General features: G+C 76.2%; 13 protein-coding genes, 1 tRNA gene and 1 pseudogene. 11 read left to right on the forward strand and 4 right to left on the reverse strand.

Annotated elements, in window-relative coordinates; genetic code table 11:
* Nucleotides 1-811 precede the first annotated feature (811 nt).
* From ABTY56_RS12700 to ABTY56_RS12720, 5 genes and pseudogenes are all read left to right on the forward strand, one after another.
* Nucleotides 812-1829, forward strand: a pseudogene (locus ABTY56_RS12700) (helix-turn-helix domain-containing protein); the annotation flags it as partial.
* A gap of 841 nt (nucleotides 1830-2670) precedes the next feature.
* Nucleotides 2671-3273, forward strand: coding sequence for an oligoribonuclease (gene orn / locus ABTY56_RS12705; protein ID WP_350628681.1), 603 nt, complete (start codon nucleotides 2671-2673; stop codon nucleotides 3271-3273).
* Nucleotides 3274-3422: 149 nt separating this feature from the next.
* Nucleotides 3423-3498: transfer RNA gene (locus ABTY56_RS12710), tRNA-His, on the forward strand.
* A gap of 148 nt (nucleotides 3499-3646) precedes the next feature.
* Nucleotides 3647-4093 carry a DUF4442 domain-containing protein gene (locus ABTY56_RS12715; protein WP_350628682.1) on the forward strand — a complete coding sequence of 149 codons (447 nt, stop codon included), beginning with the start codon at nucleotides 3647-3649 and terminating at the stop codon, nucleotides 4091-4093.
* A 110-nt stretch (nucleotides 4094-4203) separates the two neighbouring features.
* A complete protein-coding gene (locus tag ABTY56_RS12720) occupies nucleotides 4204-5106 on the forward strand; it encodes a hypothetical protein (protein ID WP_350628683.1) in 903 nt (300 codons plus the stop codon).
* 245 nt (nucleotides 5107-5351) lie between these two features.
* Here ABTY56_RS12720 and ABTY56_RS12725 read toward each other — a convergent pair whose 3' ends face one another.
* Nucleotides 5352-6257, reverse strand: coding sequence for a spermidine synthase (locus tag ABTY56_RS12725; RefSeq protein WP_350628684.1), 906 nt, complete (start codon nucleotides 6255-6257; stop codon nucleotides 5352-5354).
* A gap of 235 nt (nucleotides 6258-6492) precedes the next feature.
* Complete coding sequence (locus ABTY56_RS12730) at nucleotides 6493-7008, reverse strand: hypothetical protein (protein WP_350628685.1); 516 nt, start codon at nucleotides 7006-7008, stop codon at nucleotides 6493-6495.
* 260 nt (nucleotides 7009-7268) lie between these two features.
* Between ABTY56_RS12730 and ABTY56_RS12735 the strand changes: the two genes are divergently transcribed.
* The gene (locus ABTY56_RS12735) at nucleotides 7269-8891 is read left to right on the forward strand and encodes an NsdA family TPR-like regulatory protein (RefSeq protein ID WP_350628686.1); all 1623 of its coding nucleotides are present in this window, start codon (nucleotides 7269-7271) and stop codon (nucleotides 8889-8891) included.
* Between the two features lie 37 nt (nucleotides 8892-8928).
* Here the strand turns inward: ABTY56_RS12735 and ABTY56_RS12740 are convergent, their stop codons facing one another.
* Nucleotides 8929-9585 carry a histidine phosphatase family protein gene (locus tag ABTY56_RS12740; protein WP_350628687.1) on the reverse strand — a complete coding sequence of 219 codons (657 nt, stop codon included), beginning with the start codon at nucleotides 9583-9585 and terminating at the stop codon, nucleotides 8929-8931.
* 199 nt (nucleotides 9586-9784) lie between these two features.
* Between ABTY56_RS12740 and ABTY56_RS12745 the strand changes: the two genes are divergently transcribed.
* Genes ABTY56_RS12745 through ABTY56_RS12755 form a run of 3 tightly spaced genes read left to right on the forward strand, consistent with a single transcriptional unit; the run spans nucleotide 9785 to nucleotide 14051 of the window.
* Complete coding sequence (locus ABTY56_RS12745; protein ID WP_350628688.1) at nucleotides 9785-11017, forward strand: hypothetical protein; 1233 nt, start codon at nucleotides 9785-9787, stop codon at nucleotides 11015-11017.
* The gene (locus tag ABTY56_RS12750) at nucleotides 11014-12642 is read left to right on the forward strand and encodes a hypothetical protein (protein WP_350628690.1); all 1629 of its coding nucleotides are present in this window, start codon (nucleotides 11014-11016) and stop codon (nucleotides 12640-12642) included. The genes ABTY56_RS12745 and ABTY56_RS12750 overlap by 4 nt, the downstream gene beginning before the upstream one ends.
* Entirely contained in the window at nucleotides 12642-14051 is a 1410-nt protein-coding gene (locus ABTY56_RS12755) for an AAA family ATPase (protein ID WP_350628692.1), read from the forward strand. Before ABTY56_RS12750 ends, ABTY56_RS12755 begins: the two co-directional genes overlap by 1 nt.
* 63 nt (nucleotides 14052-14114) lie before the next feature.
* Here the strand turns inward: ABTY56_RS12755 and ABTY56_RS12760 are convergent, their stop codons facing one another.
* Complete coding sequence (locus ABTY56_RS12760; RefSeq protein ID WP_350628694.1) at nucleotides 14115-14423, reverse strand: hypothetical protein; 309 nt, start codon at nucleotides 14421-14423, stop codon at nucleotides 14115-14117.
* A 245-nt stretch (nucleotides 14424-14668) separates the two neighbouring features.
* Here ABTY56_RS12760 and ABTY56_RS12765 point away from each other — a divergent pair, with 245 nt between their 5' ends.
* Nucleotides 14669-15025, forward strand: coding sequence for a DUF8844 domain-containing protein (locus ABTY56_RS12765; RefSeq protein WP_350628696.1), 357 nt, complete (start codon nucleotides 14669-14671; stop codon nucleotides 15023-15025).
* 158 nt (nucleotides 15026-15183) lie between these two features.
* Nucleotides 15184-15741: a bifunctional DNA primase/polymerase gene (locus ABTY56_RS12770; RefSeq protein ID WP_350628698.1), complete on the forward strand. Its 558-nt coding sequence runs from the start codon at nucleotides 15184-15186 to the stop codon at nucleotides 15739-15741.
* The last annotated feature ends 79 nt before the right edge of the window (nucleotides 15742-15820 follow it).

The raw sequence follows: 15820 nt of genomic DNA on the forward strand, positions 1-15820 counted from the left end.
GTGATCGAATGCATCACGCCAAATTGCCATGTCGACATAGCGTCGGATGGTGAACTTGTCACAACGGCAATGGTCCACCCGATAGATTTCGATCTTGGCCAGCAGTGCCGCACCACCCACACCACACCACCGAGGGGGCTTGAGCGCCTTGAGCAGGGTGAGCAGGAGCGACGCGGGTCCTGACAGCGGCCAGGCGGTGGCCGGCACCGCGGGTCGGTCCGCGAGAAGCACCGGCACCTCCGCCACCTCCGCGATCGCCGCCAGCACCCGCACCCCGGGCGCCGCCCCGCACTCCTCGTACCCCGCAGTGCCCTCCCCCGCCGGTGACCCGGGCACGACCCCGGCCGGCGCCGAGCACCGCGCAACGGCACCGTACGGCGGCCAGCCCCCGTTCGCCGGGCAGAGCAGCCCGGGGCAGAGCGGCCCGGGGCAGCACGGCCCGGGGCAGCACGGCCCCGGACAGAACACCGGCGGCCAGCACGCCGCCGGACTCCCCGTCAGCGGGGGGCACCCCGCCGGCGGCGGCCAGCCGTTCGGAGGCCAGCCGACCGGCGGACAGCCCGTCAGCCGAGGCCTCGTCAGCCACGCACCGGCGTACGGCGGCGAGCACCCCGGCTACGCAGGAAACCCCGGCTACCCCGCCTACTCCGGCCACCCCTCGCACCCCGCCCACCCCGGCGGCGTTCCGGGCCCGAACGGCGCCTCCGGATCCGTCGGCGGCCCGCTCGGCGGACTCGCGCTCGGTTCCGCCCCCGGCCACGGGCCGCTGGGCCACGGCGGCGGCCCCGGTGCGAACGGCTCGCTCTCGTCGGTGACGGCCGCCGCGCCGCGCAAGCTGTCGGGCCGACGCCGCCGGGAGACCGTCGCGGTGCTGATCTTCGGCGGCGCCCCGATCTTCGAGAGCTCCATCCCGCTCTCCGTCTTCGGCGTGGACCGCCAGGACGCCGGGGTGCCCCGCTACCGCCTGCTGGTCTGCGCCGGCGAGGAGGGGCCGCTGGCGACCACGGGCGGCCTGACCCTCTCCGCCCCGTACGGCCTGGAGGCCCTCGCCCGGGCCGGCACGATCGTCGTACCGGCCTGGCGCTCGATCTCCCAGCCCCCGCCCGTCGAGGCCATCACCGCCCTGCGCAAGGCCCACCACGAGGGCGCGCGGATCATCGGCCTCTGCACCGGCGCCTTCGTCCTGGCTGCGGCCGGCCTGCTCGACGGGCGGCCGGCCACCACCCACTGGATGTACGCGCCGACCCTGGCCAAGCGCTACCCGCGGGTGCACGTCGACCCGCGCGAGCTGTTCGTGGACGACGGCGACGTGCTCACCTCGGCAGGCACCGCCGCCGGCATCGACCTGTGCCTGCACGTGGTGCGCAGTGACCACGGCGCCGAGGCGGCCAACGCGCTGGCCCGCCGCCTGGTGGTGCCCAGCCGTCGCGGCGGCGGAGGACAGGCCCAGTACATCGATCAGTCTTTACCGGAGGAGATCGGCAACGACCCGTTGGCCGAGGTGGTCACCTGGGCGCTGGAGAACCTCAACCAGCAGTTCGACGTCGAGGTGCTGGCGGCTCGCGCGTACATGAGCCGGCGCACCTTCGACCGGCGGTTCCGCACGCTCACCGGCAGTGCGCCGCTGCAGTGGCTGATCACCCAGCGGGTGCTCCAGGCGCAGCGGCTGCTGGAGACCTCGGAGCTGTCGGTGGACGACGTCGCGCGCCGGTGCGGGTTCCGTTCGCCGGTGGCGCTGCGCGGGCACTTCCGCCGCCAGCTCGGGGTGTCCCCGGCCGCGTACCGGACCAGCTACCGGGCACGCCGTCCCGGGCAGCAGTCGCCCGCGGCGGCCGGTGCGCACGGCGGCGACCTGCGGCTGCCCGGCGCGCTGTCGCACGCGGCGGCCTCCTCGGCGGCGGGCGGAGCGCTGTTCGGCGGGGCGCACGGCGGGCCGTCGGCGCAGCCGTTCGCGGCCGGGCCGGGGGCGCCGGTGCCGGTCGGTCCGCACGGGCAGCCGATGCACGGGCAGCCGATGGGCCACGGTCAGCCGGGCGGGTTCGGTCCGGGACAGGCCGGGACGCCGGCCGCCCAGGCCTTCCACGCCCGTGCCGGTCAGGCGTACCCGCACCAGCCGGCCGCGCAGCAGCCGCACCCCGGGCAGCAGGGTGCGGCGGGGCGCGGTCCGGTGCGGCCACCGCTGGTGCCGCCGCAGGCCGGGCCGGGCGCGGGGGCGGGACGTCCACCGCGTACCGCCGAGCACGCGGCGGCCGAGGACGGCCTCCCCCAGCCGGGGGCGCGCGGTCAGGGCCAGGGGCACCGGAGCGCGGTCGAACGGCCCGCGGACGAGCCCGGCGCGGCCGGGCGCGGTCACGGTGCGGCCGCCGGACGGATGGCGGCCCCCGCCGGGCAGCCGACGCCGGGGGCGGGCGAGCTCCGCGGCCGGCAGGCGCGGGCGCCGCAGGTCCGCAGCCAGGGCGGTCGGCCCGCGGCCGACGGCGCCCGGGCGGCGCGCGATGCCCGTGCCGGGCGGGACGGACACGCGGTCCGCACCGGCCGGGAGGGCGAGCACGCGGACGGCCGCGGCGCGCACGACGGGGCGGAGGAGCACCAGGCCGAGGGCTGTGCTCCGGCACCCCGCTCGGCTCCACCGGTCCCCACGGCGCGTGATCGCGCCGTAGGGTGAGTTGCGTGAATGACCGTTTGGTATGGATCGACTGTGAAATGACCGGCCTCGACCTCGACCGGGACGCTCTGGTCGAGGTCGCGGTGCTGGTGACGGACTCCGAGCTGAACGTCCTCGGCGAGGGCGTGGACGTCATCATCCGGCCGCCGGCGGAGGCCTTGGCGAACATGCCCGAGGTGGTGCGCGCGATGCACACCGCCTCCGGCCTGCTGGAGGAGCTCGAGCAGGGCGTGACCCTGGCCGAGGCCGAGGAGCGGGTCCTCGCGTACGTGCGCGAGCACGCGCCGGAGGCCGGGAAGACGCCGCTGTGCGGCAACTCGGTGGCCACCGACCGCGGCTTCCTGGCCCGGGACATGCCGGCCCTGGAGAAGCACCTGCACTACCGGATCGTGGACGTCTCCTCGATCAAGGAGCTGGCCCGCCGCTGGTACCCGAAGGCGTACTACAACAGCCCGCAGAAGGGCGGCAACCACCGGGCGCTCGCCGACATCCGGGAGAGCATCGACGAACTGCGGTACTACCGCGAGGCCGTGTTCGTCCCCCAGCCCGGCCCGGACGCCGACACCGCGCGCACCATCGCCGCGAAGTACCAGGCCCCCACGAGCTGACCCGGTAGCACCCGGCGGTGGCCCGGAACGGGGTCCGCGGGGGTGCCGCGTCTGCCGGAACGGAACCCTGGCGCGAGCACCCTCTCGGATCCTGTAGAGTTCTTCCTGTCGGAACGGGAACGCGAGAGCGGGAACGGACCGGACAGATGGTGGGTGTAGCTCAGTTGGTAGAGCACCTGGTTGTGGTCCAGGTGGCCGCGGGTTCGAGTCCCGTCACTCACCCCAGAGCCCGAGGGGCCGATCTCTTCAAGAGGTCGGCCCCTCGGGCGTTTTCGCGTTCCTCCGATATCGCACCCCTTCAATTGCGCCCGGTGGCCCGGGTTTTCCGGTCGACCCCTGCCGCCCGAAGCTACCGGCTAGTAACATCGTCGCCATGACCACACCTACGATCGGCCAGATGCTCGACGCCACCGTGCCGATGGCGCACACCCTGAAGCTCGAGTACCTGGAGACCACCCCGGAGCGCGCCGTGCTCCGGCTGCCCGACCAGGCCGAGTTCCACAACCACGTCGGCGGCCCGCACGCCGGCGCGATGTTCACGCTCGCCGAGTCCGCCAGCGGCTGCATCGTGCTCGCCGCCTTCGGCGACCAGCTGTCCCGGGCCGTGCCGCTCGCCGTGAACGCCGAGATCGGGTACAAGAAGCTCGCCATGGGTGAGGTCACCGCCACCGCCGTGCTCGGCCGCCCGGCCGCCGAGGTCGTCGCCGAGCTGGACGCCGGCGGCCGCCCGGAGTTCCCGGTCACCGTCGAGATCACCCGCGCCGACGGCGCCGTCACCGGTGTGATGACGGTCACCTGGACCCTGCGTCCCAACTCCTGACCGCCGCGCGGTCGGTGGCCCCGGGGAACGCCGGCCCGGGGCCGCTCCCGCGATGACTGTCCGTGACGGCGGGCGTGACCTCACCGCCCGTCCGCTCGTTCTCAACTCACGTGCGAGCCAATCACGCGACCAAGCCCCGGGAACCCGCCAGCCGCGGCGTCGCCGGAGCCCGCGGCAGAATCACGCGGTGGCTGCCCCGCCCCCGCGTCGTCGCAGCCGCCGGAGCCCTGCTCGCACAGCTCTGGGGCCTCGGCGCAGCCGGCGCGTACGCGGCGTCCGCCGACCCGCTGCGGGAACCCGCCCGACCCGCCGTCCGCCGCGTCCCGCACGGCGCACCGGCGCTCGGCGGGCCGGCCCTCGACACGGCCGCACCCGACGCCCCCGCACTCGACGGACAGTCAGCCGCACGCCCCGTCGGCCAGGAGCCTTCGACGGGCGAGGCGCCGCGCCGCTCCCCCGGGCTCCTCGGGGGCCTCACCGGCACCACAGCCGAAGGAGCCGCCGGAGTGTCCGGGGGCAGCCTGCAGGAACGGATCCGGGCCGGCGGGCTGCCGCTGCCCGGCCAGCGGGCGGCCGTCCCCGACGCCTTCGCGATCGCCTCCGGCCTGCTCGACACCGTCCCCGCCCAGGCCGACCCGGCCGAGACCCGCGCCATCTGCGAAGGCGGGCCCGCCGGCCTGCCCTCCGGCGACCGGACGCACCCCGGCACCAACCGCTCCACCGAGCCGCGGCAGGGCGAGGGCGCGGACGCCCCGCCGATCCTGGAGGCCTCCGAGACCGACACCGCGACCGGGACCCCCGCCGATCGGGACACAACGACGGCCCCCGCCGGCCCTGCCGCACCGGGCGACGGCGGGACGCCCGAGACCCTCGCCATCGCCGACACCGCCACGGTGACCCCCGTGGAGCACGGTTCCACCACCGCGACCGCCGTACTCGCCCCCATCGCCGCCGGACTGCTGCTCACCGGAGCGGCCATGTGCAAGCACCGCGGGCTGCCGCGCGGCCACTGAGCGGGGTGGCTGCCCCCGGAGGAGCTCCGGGAGCCGGCCCCGGCGGCCGCTTCCGGCGCCATCGACGGGAGTTCGCACCGGGGGTCGGGGCGGACCCGGGTGGCCGGACCGAACGGTTCGGCGTTCGCGACGGGGTCGTCGGCCCGCCGACGCGGCCCCGGCGGCGAGGCCCGATCGCGGACCTGCACCGATGACGCAGTCGGCAGCACGCGTCACGGCGGGGGCGCGGCGGCGACCACCGGCCGTCAGCGGAAGACGCCCGGCGGCGGTTCCGGCGACGGCGCCGCCGTGGCGTCCGTCGCGGGCGCGGCCCCGGCGGCGAAGTCGGTGAGGCCGCGGCCGTGTTCGACCCTGGCGTGGGCGGAGTCGGAGGCGGCGCGGCGGGTCAGGTCGGCGACCGGGAGGGGGGTGTGGGCGGCGGCCAGGACGAGGTTGCCGAAGCGCTTGCCGCGCAGGACGGCCGGGTCGGCGATCAGGCAGAGTTCGGGGAAGACCGCGCCGAGGGTGGAGACTTGGGAGCGGGCGAAGGGGAGGGCGCCGCCGTCGGCAATGTTCGCGGAGTACCAGCCGCCGGGGGCCAGGGCTCGGGCGGCGAGGGTGGTGAACTCGACGGTGGTGCAGTGGGCCGGGGTGCGGGCACCGGAGAAGACGTCGGTGATGACCAGGTCGACGGTGCCCTCGGGGGTGCGCTCCAGCACGCTGCGGGCGTCCCCGCCACGCACCTTGATCTGCCAGCCGCGGTCCAACGGCAGTTCGGCGCGGACGAGTTCGGTGAGCGCGGTGTCGATCTCGGCGACCTGCTGGCGGGAGCGCGGCCGGGTGGCGGCGACGTAGCGGGCCAGGGTGAGGGCGCCGCCGCCCAGGTGCAGGACGGTCAACGGGCGGCCCGGCGGGGCGACCAGGTCGATCAGGTGGCCGAGCCGGCGCTGGTACTCGAAGCCGAGGTGCGTGGGATCGGCGAGGTCGACCATGGACTGCGGGGCACCGTCGATCAGCAGCGACCACGCGGCGGGGCGGTCGCGGTCGGGCCGCAGCTCGGCCAGGCCGGAGCCGACGGGACGGGTGAGCGGCCCCTGGTCGTGGGTGCGTCCGCCCGCGCCGGTCGTGACCGCCGCCTCGCTGCCGCGCGCGGCTCTACTGCTTCGTCCCATGTCGGACATTATCGCCGTAGGCGCAGGGGCAGGTGTCGCCGTAGGCGCAGGGGCAGGCGTCGCCGCAGGCGCAGAGGCAGGCGTCGCCGCAGGCGCAGAGGCAGGCGTCGCCGCAGGCGCAGGGAACGTCGCTGCCACCGGAAGGAACACCCGACGGTCAGGGCCGTGCCACGGGGATCGGGCCGGAAGGGCGAGCGGGGCTCGTGGGTCCGGCGGGATCCGCGCGGCACGCCCGCTAGAACGGGCCGAGGCCGCCTGCGGTGAGAGTGCAGGCGGCCTCGCAGAGGGCGGAGCGGAGCACCCAGGCGTCGGTCGGGCGGGCGGCGGGTCCGGATCCGGCGGGCGGGATCACCCAGCGCGGGTCGGTGGCGGAGGGGACGAGGGCGCCGGCCGTACAGGAGCTGCCGGGCAGGTGCCAGGTCTCCCAGGTGCCGGCCGGGACGAGGAAGGAGACGGTGCTGCCGTTGCGGCTCTGCAGCACGACTCCGCATGCGCGGCGCAGTCTCAGGATGTCGACGGCCTCCAGGCCGTGGCGCAGGGCGACCGTCACGGTGTCGCAGGCGGTGACGAGGGCGCCCTCGTCGGGGACGGCGCGTTCGCGCCGGGGGCCGCCGCAGGGGCCGTGACCGCCCTCGGCCGGACCCCGGCCGGGGATCCGGTCGTCGGCGGGGTCGGGCAGCAGGGCGGGGGCTGCGCCGGAGAGCACGCCCCCGGCGACGGGTCGGTGCTGCGGCAGTCCGGTGGCCATCATGGGCCCTCCTGTACCTCGTCGGATCCGGAAGCACAGCCGCCCGGAGGGGCCACCGGGCTGGGACGGGCCGGGGCGACGGCCTGGGCTTCCACGTATCAGGACAACGCCGGGGATGCACCCCAGGCCACGGGGCGCCTTACAGCAAGGCATGGCATTTCATGGCAGATATCCCGCAACATAGCCCGCTCTGCCCGGGATTGTTCCTATATCTCCCGCCAACCCAATGTGGCCGGTCGGTGACTCCGAGTACTCTCGGCGCCATGGCAGCCACCCCACCGGCCGAGCCGAACCGACCGTTCCCCAACGCCGTGATGCGCGCGCTGCGCGGCGACCGCTCTCCCGGCGAGTTCGCCATGGCGGTGCGCCGGGCGGCCCGCGAGATCGGCGAGCACGTCTCCTGCGACGCCCGCTACGTCGGACGGGTCGAGTCCGGTGAGATCCGCTGCCCCAACTACGCCTACGAGCGGGTCTTCCGGCACATGTGGCCGGGCAGCACGCTCAGCGACCTCGGCTTCGCCCCCCGGACCGCCGTCCGCCGCCGCCCGGCGGACGGCGGCACCGGGCGGGCCGAGCCGCCTCCGCTCCACCCGCCGTTCCCGCCCCTGCCCGCCCCGCGCTCACCACTCTCCACTCAACTCCCGTACGCTGCCTCGCCGTACGCGGATCCGACCGCTCCGAAGGGCCCCCCGTGGCCGAGTCCCGGCGCGGTGCCCCGGGGGCCCGATGGATCGCCCTATCTCGACGAGGAGAACGACGACGTGCGTCGCCGTACGTTCCTGGCCGGCGGCACCACCGCGCTGGCCGCCGTGATCGGCATCGATCGGCCGGCCGCGGCCGCCGGTCGGCAGGCCGGTACCGACGGCGCCTCCGGTGTCCTCACCGGCCGAGGCGCCCTTCCCGGTGCGGAGTTCGCCGCACCGTCGCTGCTCTCGGTCGACCCGCCGGTACCCGGCCGGCCCGGGCCGGTCCCGCCGCTGCGCCGGGTCGGCGCCGCCGAGGTGCTCGGTGTCGAACAGGCCGTCCGGGACATCCGGCTGGCCGACGACGCGCACGGCGCCGACGCCCTGTACGAGCTCGCCGGGCAGTCGCTGCGCAACGCGTACGTGCTGCTCAACGAGGGCGAGTACAGCGCCGACACGGAACGCCGGCTGCAGGCCGGGGCCGGCGAACTCGCCATCTCGGTGGGCTGGTTGGCACACGACTCGAACCGGCTCGCGGACGCCCGCTCGTTCTACTCCGAGGCGCTGGCCACCGCCCGGATGGCCGGGGACTCCGCGCTGGAGGCCCACGTCTTCTGCAACAGCGCCTTCCTCGCCCGGGACGCCGGCCGTCCCCGCGAGGCGCTGCGCGCCGCCCAGGCCGGGCAGGTCGCCGCCCGCGGCCTGGGCTCCGGCCGCCTGCTCGCGCTGCTGGCCATGCGCGAGGCCGGCGCCTGGGCCCTGCTGCAGGACCGCGCCTCCTGCGAACGCGCGCTCGGCCGGGCGTACGCGCTGTTCGGCCGCGGTCACTCCGAGGCCGATCCGGAGTGGATGTCCTTCTTCGGCGAGGCCGAGATCGCCGGCCTCCAGTCGCAGTGCTGGTCCGCGCTCGGCGACTGGGACCGCGCCAGCGAGCAGGCCGGGCTGGCCATAACGCTGCAGGAGCCGCACTTCCTCCGCAACCGGGTGCTGTACACCGCCGAGCTGGCCCACGACCGCCTCGGCCGGGGGGACCTGGCCGGCGCTGCGCACCACGGTTCGTCCGCCGTCGCGCTGTTCGCGGACGTCCGCTCGGCCCGGATCCGGAGCATGCTGGCGGACACCGCGGGACGGTTGCGCCCGCACGCCGCGGTACCCGAGGTGCGCCGGTTCCTGGCCGAGTACGACCGGGCGGCGGCCGCCTAGCCGGAGCCGCGGCGGCCGCCCGGGGGCGCAGCGGGCGTCAGTGCCCGGCGTTCAGGGCGTCCAGGTGGGAGAGGTCGTTCCAGATCTCCACGGCCGGGGCGCCGTACTCCCAGGACAGCACGCACAGCGCCGCCGTACCGAGCTTGAACCGCTGCGCGAACTCGGGCGGCAGGCCCAGCCAGCGGGCGGCCAGGATGCGCAGCAGGTGGCCGTGCGCGAACAGCACGACGTCCCGGTCGGCGCAGTGCATCACGGTGGTGTCGGCTTCCGGGACGCCGTGCTCCCGGTTGAGGTCGGCGAGGAAGTCGTCCACCCGGGCGGCCACCTCGGACAGCTTCTCGCCGCCGGGCACGCCGTCCCGCCAGATCAGCCAGCCGGGGTGGTCGGTGGCCCGGATGTCCACGCCGGTGCGGCCCTCGTAGCGGCCGTAGTCCCACTCCATCAGCTCCGGGCGCTCCACCGCGCGGTCGCCGAAGCCGGCCAGGGCGCAGGTCTCCTTGGCGCGGCCGAGCGGGCTGGTGTAGACGAGTGCGTCCGGCAGCCCGTTCCAGGGGGCCTCGGCGAGGCGGGCGCCGAGGGCCCGGGCCATCGCGCGGCCGTCGTCGGTCAGCGGGATGTCGGTGCGGCCGGTGTGGCGGCCGGTGGCGGACCACTCGGTCTCGCCGTGGCGGACCAGCACGATTCGGGCGGGCATGGGGGGCTCCTCGCAACGGGGCGGTGCAACGGTCGGTCTCACCATCGAGCACCGGGTTCCATGATCCCCCACCCGGGCGGCGGCCACGATCGCGGGCCGGTGCGGACGGTCGCGGGGCACCGCTTCCGGCGGCCCGCACGGTCCGCCGTGGCCGGTCCGCACCAACTTGTCGGACCCGGATGCGACACTGGGCCGCACCATGAACGTCTCGACGAACGTCCCGCCCGGCGGGTCCGCTGAGCCGCTCGCCCAGCGGCTCGCCGAGCTGCGCGGACCGGCCCTCCAGCGCAGTCTGAACGCCCGTTCCCTCGCCGCGCTCGCGGCCAATCCGGGCTGTCACCGCCGCGCGGTGCTCGACGCGGCCGGGGTCGACAAGTCGGCGCTGGCCGCCCGGCTCGGCCGCCCCGCCCCCTTCGGCCAGTCCCCCTTCGCGATCGCCCGCGGCGTGATCTTCGAGTCCCGGCTGAAGGCGGACGACTACGCCGCACTGCTGGAGCCGCTCCGCCGCCACCTCGACGTCCCGGTGGACGGCCACTCCCCGCTGGAGGTGCCGGACCTGCTGCAGCGCTCCGGCCCGGCCGTCCGCGCCGACCGGACGGCCCAGGCGCTGGCGCGGGCCGCCGCCGACCCGGAGTCCTGGACGCTGCTCGACCACCCGCTGCTGCGCCTGGAGGTGGCCGGCAGCGCGGCCTACCTGGAGCCGGACGCGCTCGTGGTGCACGGCGGCCGGTGCACGGTGGTCGAGATCAAGTCCTTCCCGGTGGTCGACGGCAGCGCGGACCCGGCCAAGGTCGGCGCCGCCGCCCGCCAGGCCGCCGTGTACGTGCTGGCGCTCCAGCAGGCCGCCGCCGCGGCGGCCGGGCTGCCCCTGGACGACGACCCCTACACCGAGCAGGGGCTGCCCGGCAGTCCCCGGACGAGCGTGCTGCTGGTCTGCCCCAAGGACTTCGGCAACCGGCCGACCGCGGTCGCCGTCGACGTCCGCCGCGAGCTGGCCACCACCCGCCGCCAGCTGAGCCGGATGACCGGCATCGGCGGGTTGCTGGACGCGCTGCCGCCGGGCACCGACTTCGACCTGGCGTCCGACGAGGCGGGCACGCCGGCGCGGTCCGCCGAACAGCTGACCGCCGCGGTCGAGGCCGTGCCCGCCGCGTACAGCCCGGACTGCCTCTCCACGTGCGAGCTCGGCTTCCACTGCCGCGCCCGGGCCCGCTGCGGCGACCGGGTCGAGCAGCTGGGCCGGGGCGTGCGCGGCGAGCTGGGCAGCATCCGGACGGTCGCCGCGGCGCTGGCCGCCGCCGGCGTCGGCGGTGGCGGAGCAGGCGGTGGCGGTGCAGACCGGACGGGCGGGCCGGAGGACGGCACCGACGACGCCGCCGAGCGCCTGGCCTACGCGGCCGCCCTGCGCGCGGAAGCCCTGGGGAAGGCATGAGTCTCCTCACCACCCTGGCCCGCCTGGAGGCCGTCCGAAGCGGACGGGCCGAGCCGCTGGCCACCGTCCGGCACCGGCACCTGTCCGACCGCCCGATGGTGCTCGTCCCGCTGACCGCCGCCGGTGAGGCCGGCGCGCCGCTGGCGATGATGCTGGGCACCGACCGGGACGCGCCCCGGCTGCACCTGGTGCCGCAGCCGCTCAACCGCACCCTGCGGTTCGACTTCCTGGCCGAGCTGGCCGCCGACCTGCTGCCCTACCTGGAGTCCTTCGCCGACGACGTCGAGCAGGTCGAGGGCTCCGAGAAGGACCCGGAGACCGGCGAGAAGACCCAGGTGTTCCGCGAGCTGTGCGCGGACGCCCCGCAGCTGATCGTGCCGAACGGCGCGGGAATCCACCACCTCGCCCTGATCGGCCGTTCGACCCGCTTCCGCCGCACCGTCGAGGACGACGAGCCGGGTCCCTACCCGGCCCCGGTCCGGGTGCCGCTGCTGGGCCGCTGGCTGACCCACCTCAGCGAGCGCGCCCAGGTGCCCGGCTCCAGCCTGCTGCTGCCGATGACCGGCCTGCTGGCCCGGCACTGGGCCACCGGCCAGAGCCACCTGGAGGACCAGCACCTCGCGGCCCGACTGGCCTGGCACCGCCCGCCGCCCGGCCTGACCGGCGCCGAGGCCGCCGAGCTGGCCGAATCCGCGCGGGACGAGCACGGGCAGCTGCTGCACCCACCGGCCGGCCCGGCCACCGACCCCCGCTTCGACGAGACCGTGCTCGCCCCGGCGATCGCCCGCTACGACTCCGCCGTGGGCGCCCTGCGGCACAGCACCGAGCAGCACGACGAGGAGGCCGCCGAGCACGCCCGGGCGGCGGTGCGGGCCGCGGTCGGGCAGCTGGAGGAGGCGCTGACGGCCGTCCTGCTGCCGACCTGGCGCGACGTCTGGCAGGGCCTGGACCTGCTGCGCGGTCTGCCGCCGGCCGGCCACCTGGCGGAGCGCTGGACGGGCGACCGCTGGTCCTACACCGGCCACCGGGACCGCCTGGCGGCGGGCGAGCCACCGCAGCCCCGGCAGGACGACGCCGTCACCGCCGCCCGCAAGCTCGCCCAGCGCGAGCGCGAGCAGACCCGGCTGGACGTCCAGGAGGCGCTGGACGACCCGCTGGCGATGGCCGAACACCGGCTGGCCGGCGAGGCGTTCAGCGGCGAGGTGACGGAGGTGGTGCCGGACTGGGACACCACCGGCCGCTCCCCCAAGCCCCGCCCGCTGGTCACCCTGCGCACCGCCGACCGCCCGCACGCGGACCTCGGCCGGGAGGTGCACCGGGTGTGGGGGTCCCCCCGGGCGGAGACCGGGGCGGGCCCGTCCGCGCAGAAGGCCGAGATCGTGGCGGTCGACACCGCCGAGGGCACCATCACGCTGCGGGTGCTGTCCGGCATGGGCCGCAAGAAGGAGCCGGAGCCGGGCAGTCTGCCCGAGCCCGGCGAGCCGGTCACCTTCACCCTGTTCGAGTTGACGGTCCGCCAGTCCGCGCCGTTGCCCGAGCCGGACGACACCCCCTGGACGCACGGCGGCCCGCCCGGCGCCGCACCGCCCGTACCCGCCGCGATCGCCTCCGAGGAGTGGGAGTGATGACCGCCTCGATCCCCCAGCCCGACCGGCACGGCGGGCCGGGCCCGGGCGCCCGGTCGGCCCCCGACCAGGCCCCGGGCGCGGCCGCCGACGCCGCCGTGGCCGGGATCCTGGCCGCGACCGTCCGCCCGCCGGTCGGCGCCCCGCGCGGCGTGGTGGTGGACTCCCCGCCCGGCGCCGGGAAGTCCACGCTCGTGGTGCGGGCCGCCCGCGAGCTGGTCGAGGCCGGCGAGCGGCTGATGATCGTCGCCCAGACCAACGGCCAAGTGGACGACCTGGTCGGCCGACTGGCCGAGAAGGCTCCGGAGTTGACGATCGGCCGGCTGCACGCCGCGGACGCCCGTCCGGGCCCGGAGGTGCTGAAGCACGCCGGCGTCACGCCCTCGGACAAGATCGCCGACCTGGTCGAGCACGACGTGGTGATCTCCACCTCGGCCAAGTGGCAGTGGGTGCGGGCCGAGGCGCCGTGGCGGCACGCGATCGTCGACGAGGCGTACCAGATGCGTTCGGACGCCCTGCTCGCGGTGGCCCGGCTGTTCGAGCGGGCGCTGTTCGTCGGCGACCCGGGCCAGCTGGACCCGTTCACCGTGGTCGGCACCGAGCAGTGGGCCGGCCTGTCGTACGACCCGTCCGGCAGCGCCGTGGTCACCATGCTGGCGCACAACCCGCAGATCGAGCCGCACCGGCTGCCGGTCTCCTGGCGGCTGCCCGCCAGCGCGGCGCCGCTGATCTCCCGGGCCTTCTACCCGTACACCCCGTTCCGCTCCGGCACCGGTCCGGACGACCGCCGGCTGACCGGCACCGTCCGCCCCGACGGCTCCGCCCTGGACGCGGCGATCGACCGGGCCGCCGAGCACGGCTGGGCCCTGCTCGAGCTGCCCGCCCGGCACACCGTCCGAACCGACCCGCAGGCCGTCGCGGCGGTCGCGGCGACGGTGCGGCGACTGCTGGAGCGCGGGCTGACGGCGCACTCCGAGCAGGGCGCGGCTCCGCTCACCGCAGACCGGATCGCCGTCGGCACCGCCCACCGCGACCAGGCGGCGGCGGTGCGCGCGGCCCTGCTCAAGGCGGGCGTCCCGGTGGACGGCACGGCCGGGCCCGCCGTCACGGTGGACACCGCCAACCGGCTGCAGGGCCGCGAGTACGACGTCACCGTGGTGCTGCACCCGCTCTCCGGCCGCCCCGACGCGACCGCCTTCCACCTGGAGACCGGACGGCTCTGCGTGCTCGCCTCCCGCCACCGGCACGCCTGCATCGTGGTGGCCCGGGCCGGGATCGCCGAGCTGCTGGACGAGCACCCGGCGACCGAGCCGGTGCAGTTGGGGGTCCCGGTGACCTTCCCGGACGGCTGGGAGGCCAACCACGAGGTGCTGCACCACCTGGGCGGCCACCGGGTCCGCCTGCGGTAGGCCCCGGACCCCCGCTCCCACCCCCGGGTCCCGTGGCTCGCGCCTCGGGCCTCGGGCCTCGGGTCAGTCCTCGGTCTCGCAGACCGCGAAGGCCTTGACGGCCGTGTGGTCGGCCTGCGCGTACCAGCTGCGGGCGTCCTGGGACGGGCCGTTGTAGGTGACGGTGTCGTGCGTCCCGGCCGGCAGCTGGTACCCGCCGCCGGTCAGGTGGGTGCCTCCCGGGCAGGTCGCCTGCGACAGGCCGCCCGGGGCACTGACCTGGCCCTGCACCACCACCGCCGTCTCGGCGGCGACGGCCGGCGCCGCCGCGGCCAGGCCGAGGGCGGAGGCGGTCAGCAGGACGCCGAAGGGCAGGATCGTCCGCACGTGCATGGGATCTCCCCGATCTGTGGGTGACTGGAACTACACGGAACTGCACCGACACAACCGGTTCGCGTGCGATCCGGATGCGCGGCGCCAGAATCACGCCTCCGGCGCGCACCGGGGAATAGCGCCCACACGCGCACCGTTCCGCTACCGGCCATCGCCGCGAGACAATGGACGACGGCCACAACCCGGGCGGCGCAGCCCGGAGCAGCTCTCTGCCCGCCCCACCGAGACCCCGGAGGTGTCCGTCCATGCCCGACTCCCCTGCCGAGTCGACCGAGCCCACCAGGCGCCAGCGTCCGGCGCAGCTGCTGTTCGAGCCGCAGTCCGCCGAACCGGAGCCGGAACGATTCTTCGACCTGGAGTCGATCGAGGACCCGGCGGAGCTGCTGCGCCGCTCCACCGAGCTGGCCCTGGCCTTCCGGGCGGCCGCCGAGCGGGCCACCGACTTCCAGGCCGTCGCCGCCGCCCAGCTCGCCGACCCGCGCCGGTTCGACGCCCTGTCGGACGCCGAGATCGCCGCGCGGGCGGACTGGACCCCGGACTACGCCGGCAAGATGATCGAGTACGGCCGCACGCTGCTCCAGCCGCGCCGCCACGAGGACTGAGCGCCCCCGCGCGAGCCGGTCCGCGCCCCCGCGCGTCGCACCCGGACACTGGCCTCCGGCATATGCGCGGCGGGAAGGGTACGCCGTTCCCCGCCGCGCTGTCCGGCGAACGGGGCTTTCCGCCGCGCCGGCGGCGCGCACGGCGCAGGCTGCTGTGCGTGGACATCTGGACGCATCAGTCGGTGGAGTACGTCAGCGTGGCCGGAGAGGCCTGGCTCGCCTCCGCCAGCGAGTACCCGCGCAGCATGCGCGCCCTCTGGGAGACCCGCCCGTGGGCGCCCTCGGTGCTGCCCTGCGGACGCGCCTTCGACGTGATCAGCATGCCGGCCCTGTTCGGCCGCCGGGTGCTGGACGAGCTGTGGGCCTCCGGCCCGGGCTGCGGCCCGGTCGCGGCCTACCGGGGGCGGACGCTGCTGTTCGTCCAGCCGGGCGCGGCACCCCGGCTGCGTCGGCTGCTGGCCTGGGAGGAGTGGGCCCGGGACGTGCCGCCGCTGCTCTGCCACGGGAAGGGCGACGCGGTGACCGTGCCGCCGATGCAGCGCATGCTGAACAGCCCGGACTCCCCCGGCCAGGGCGCCGGCCGGTGGATCGTCGCCCCGGAGGACCGGGAGCCCTGGCTGCCGGGCGCCTCGGTGGTGCTGTGGGCCTGCGTACGGGCGGCGCGCGAGCCGGGCGCACCGGTTCCCGCCGGGGCGGCCGTCGTGACCGGCGGGTGAACGCGGAGCGACCGGTATTCGATTTTGGCTCGGACGTACGGCGCTGCTAGAGTCTTCTCTGTCAGCAGGCGCCGCTAGC

This window comes from Kitasatospora sp. NPDC097691, from assembly GCF_040302665.1.
In the GTDB taxonomy this organism is placed as follows: Bacteria; Actinomycetota; Actinomycetes; order Streptomycetales; family Streptomycetaceae; genus Kitasatospora.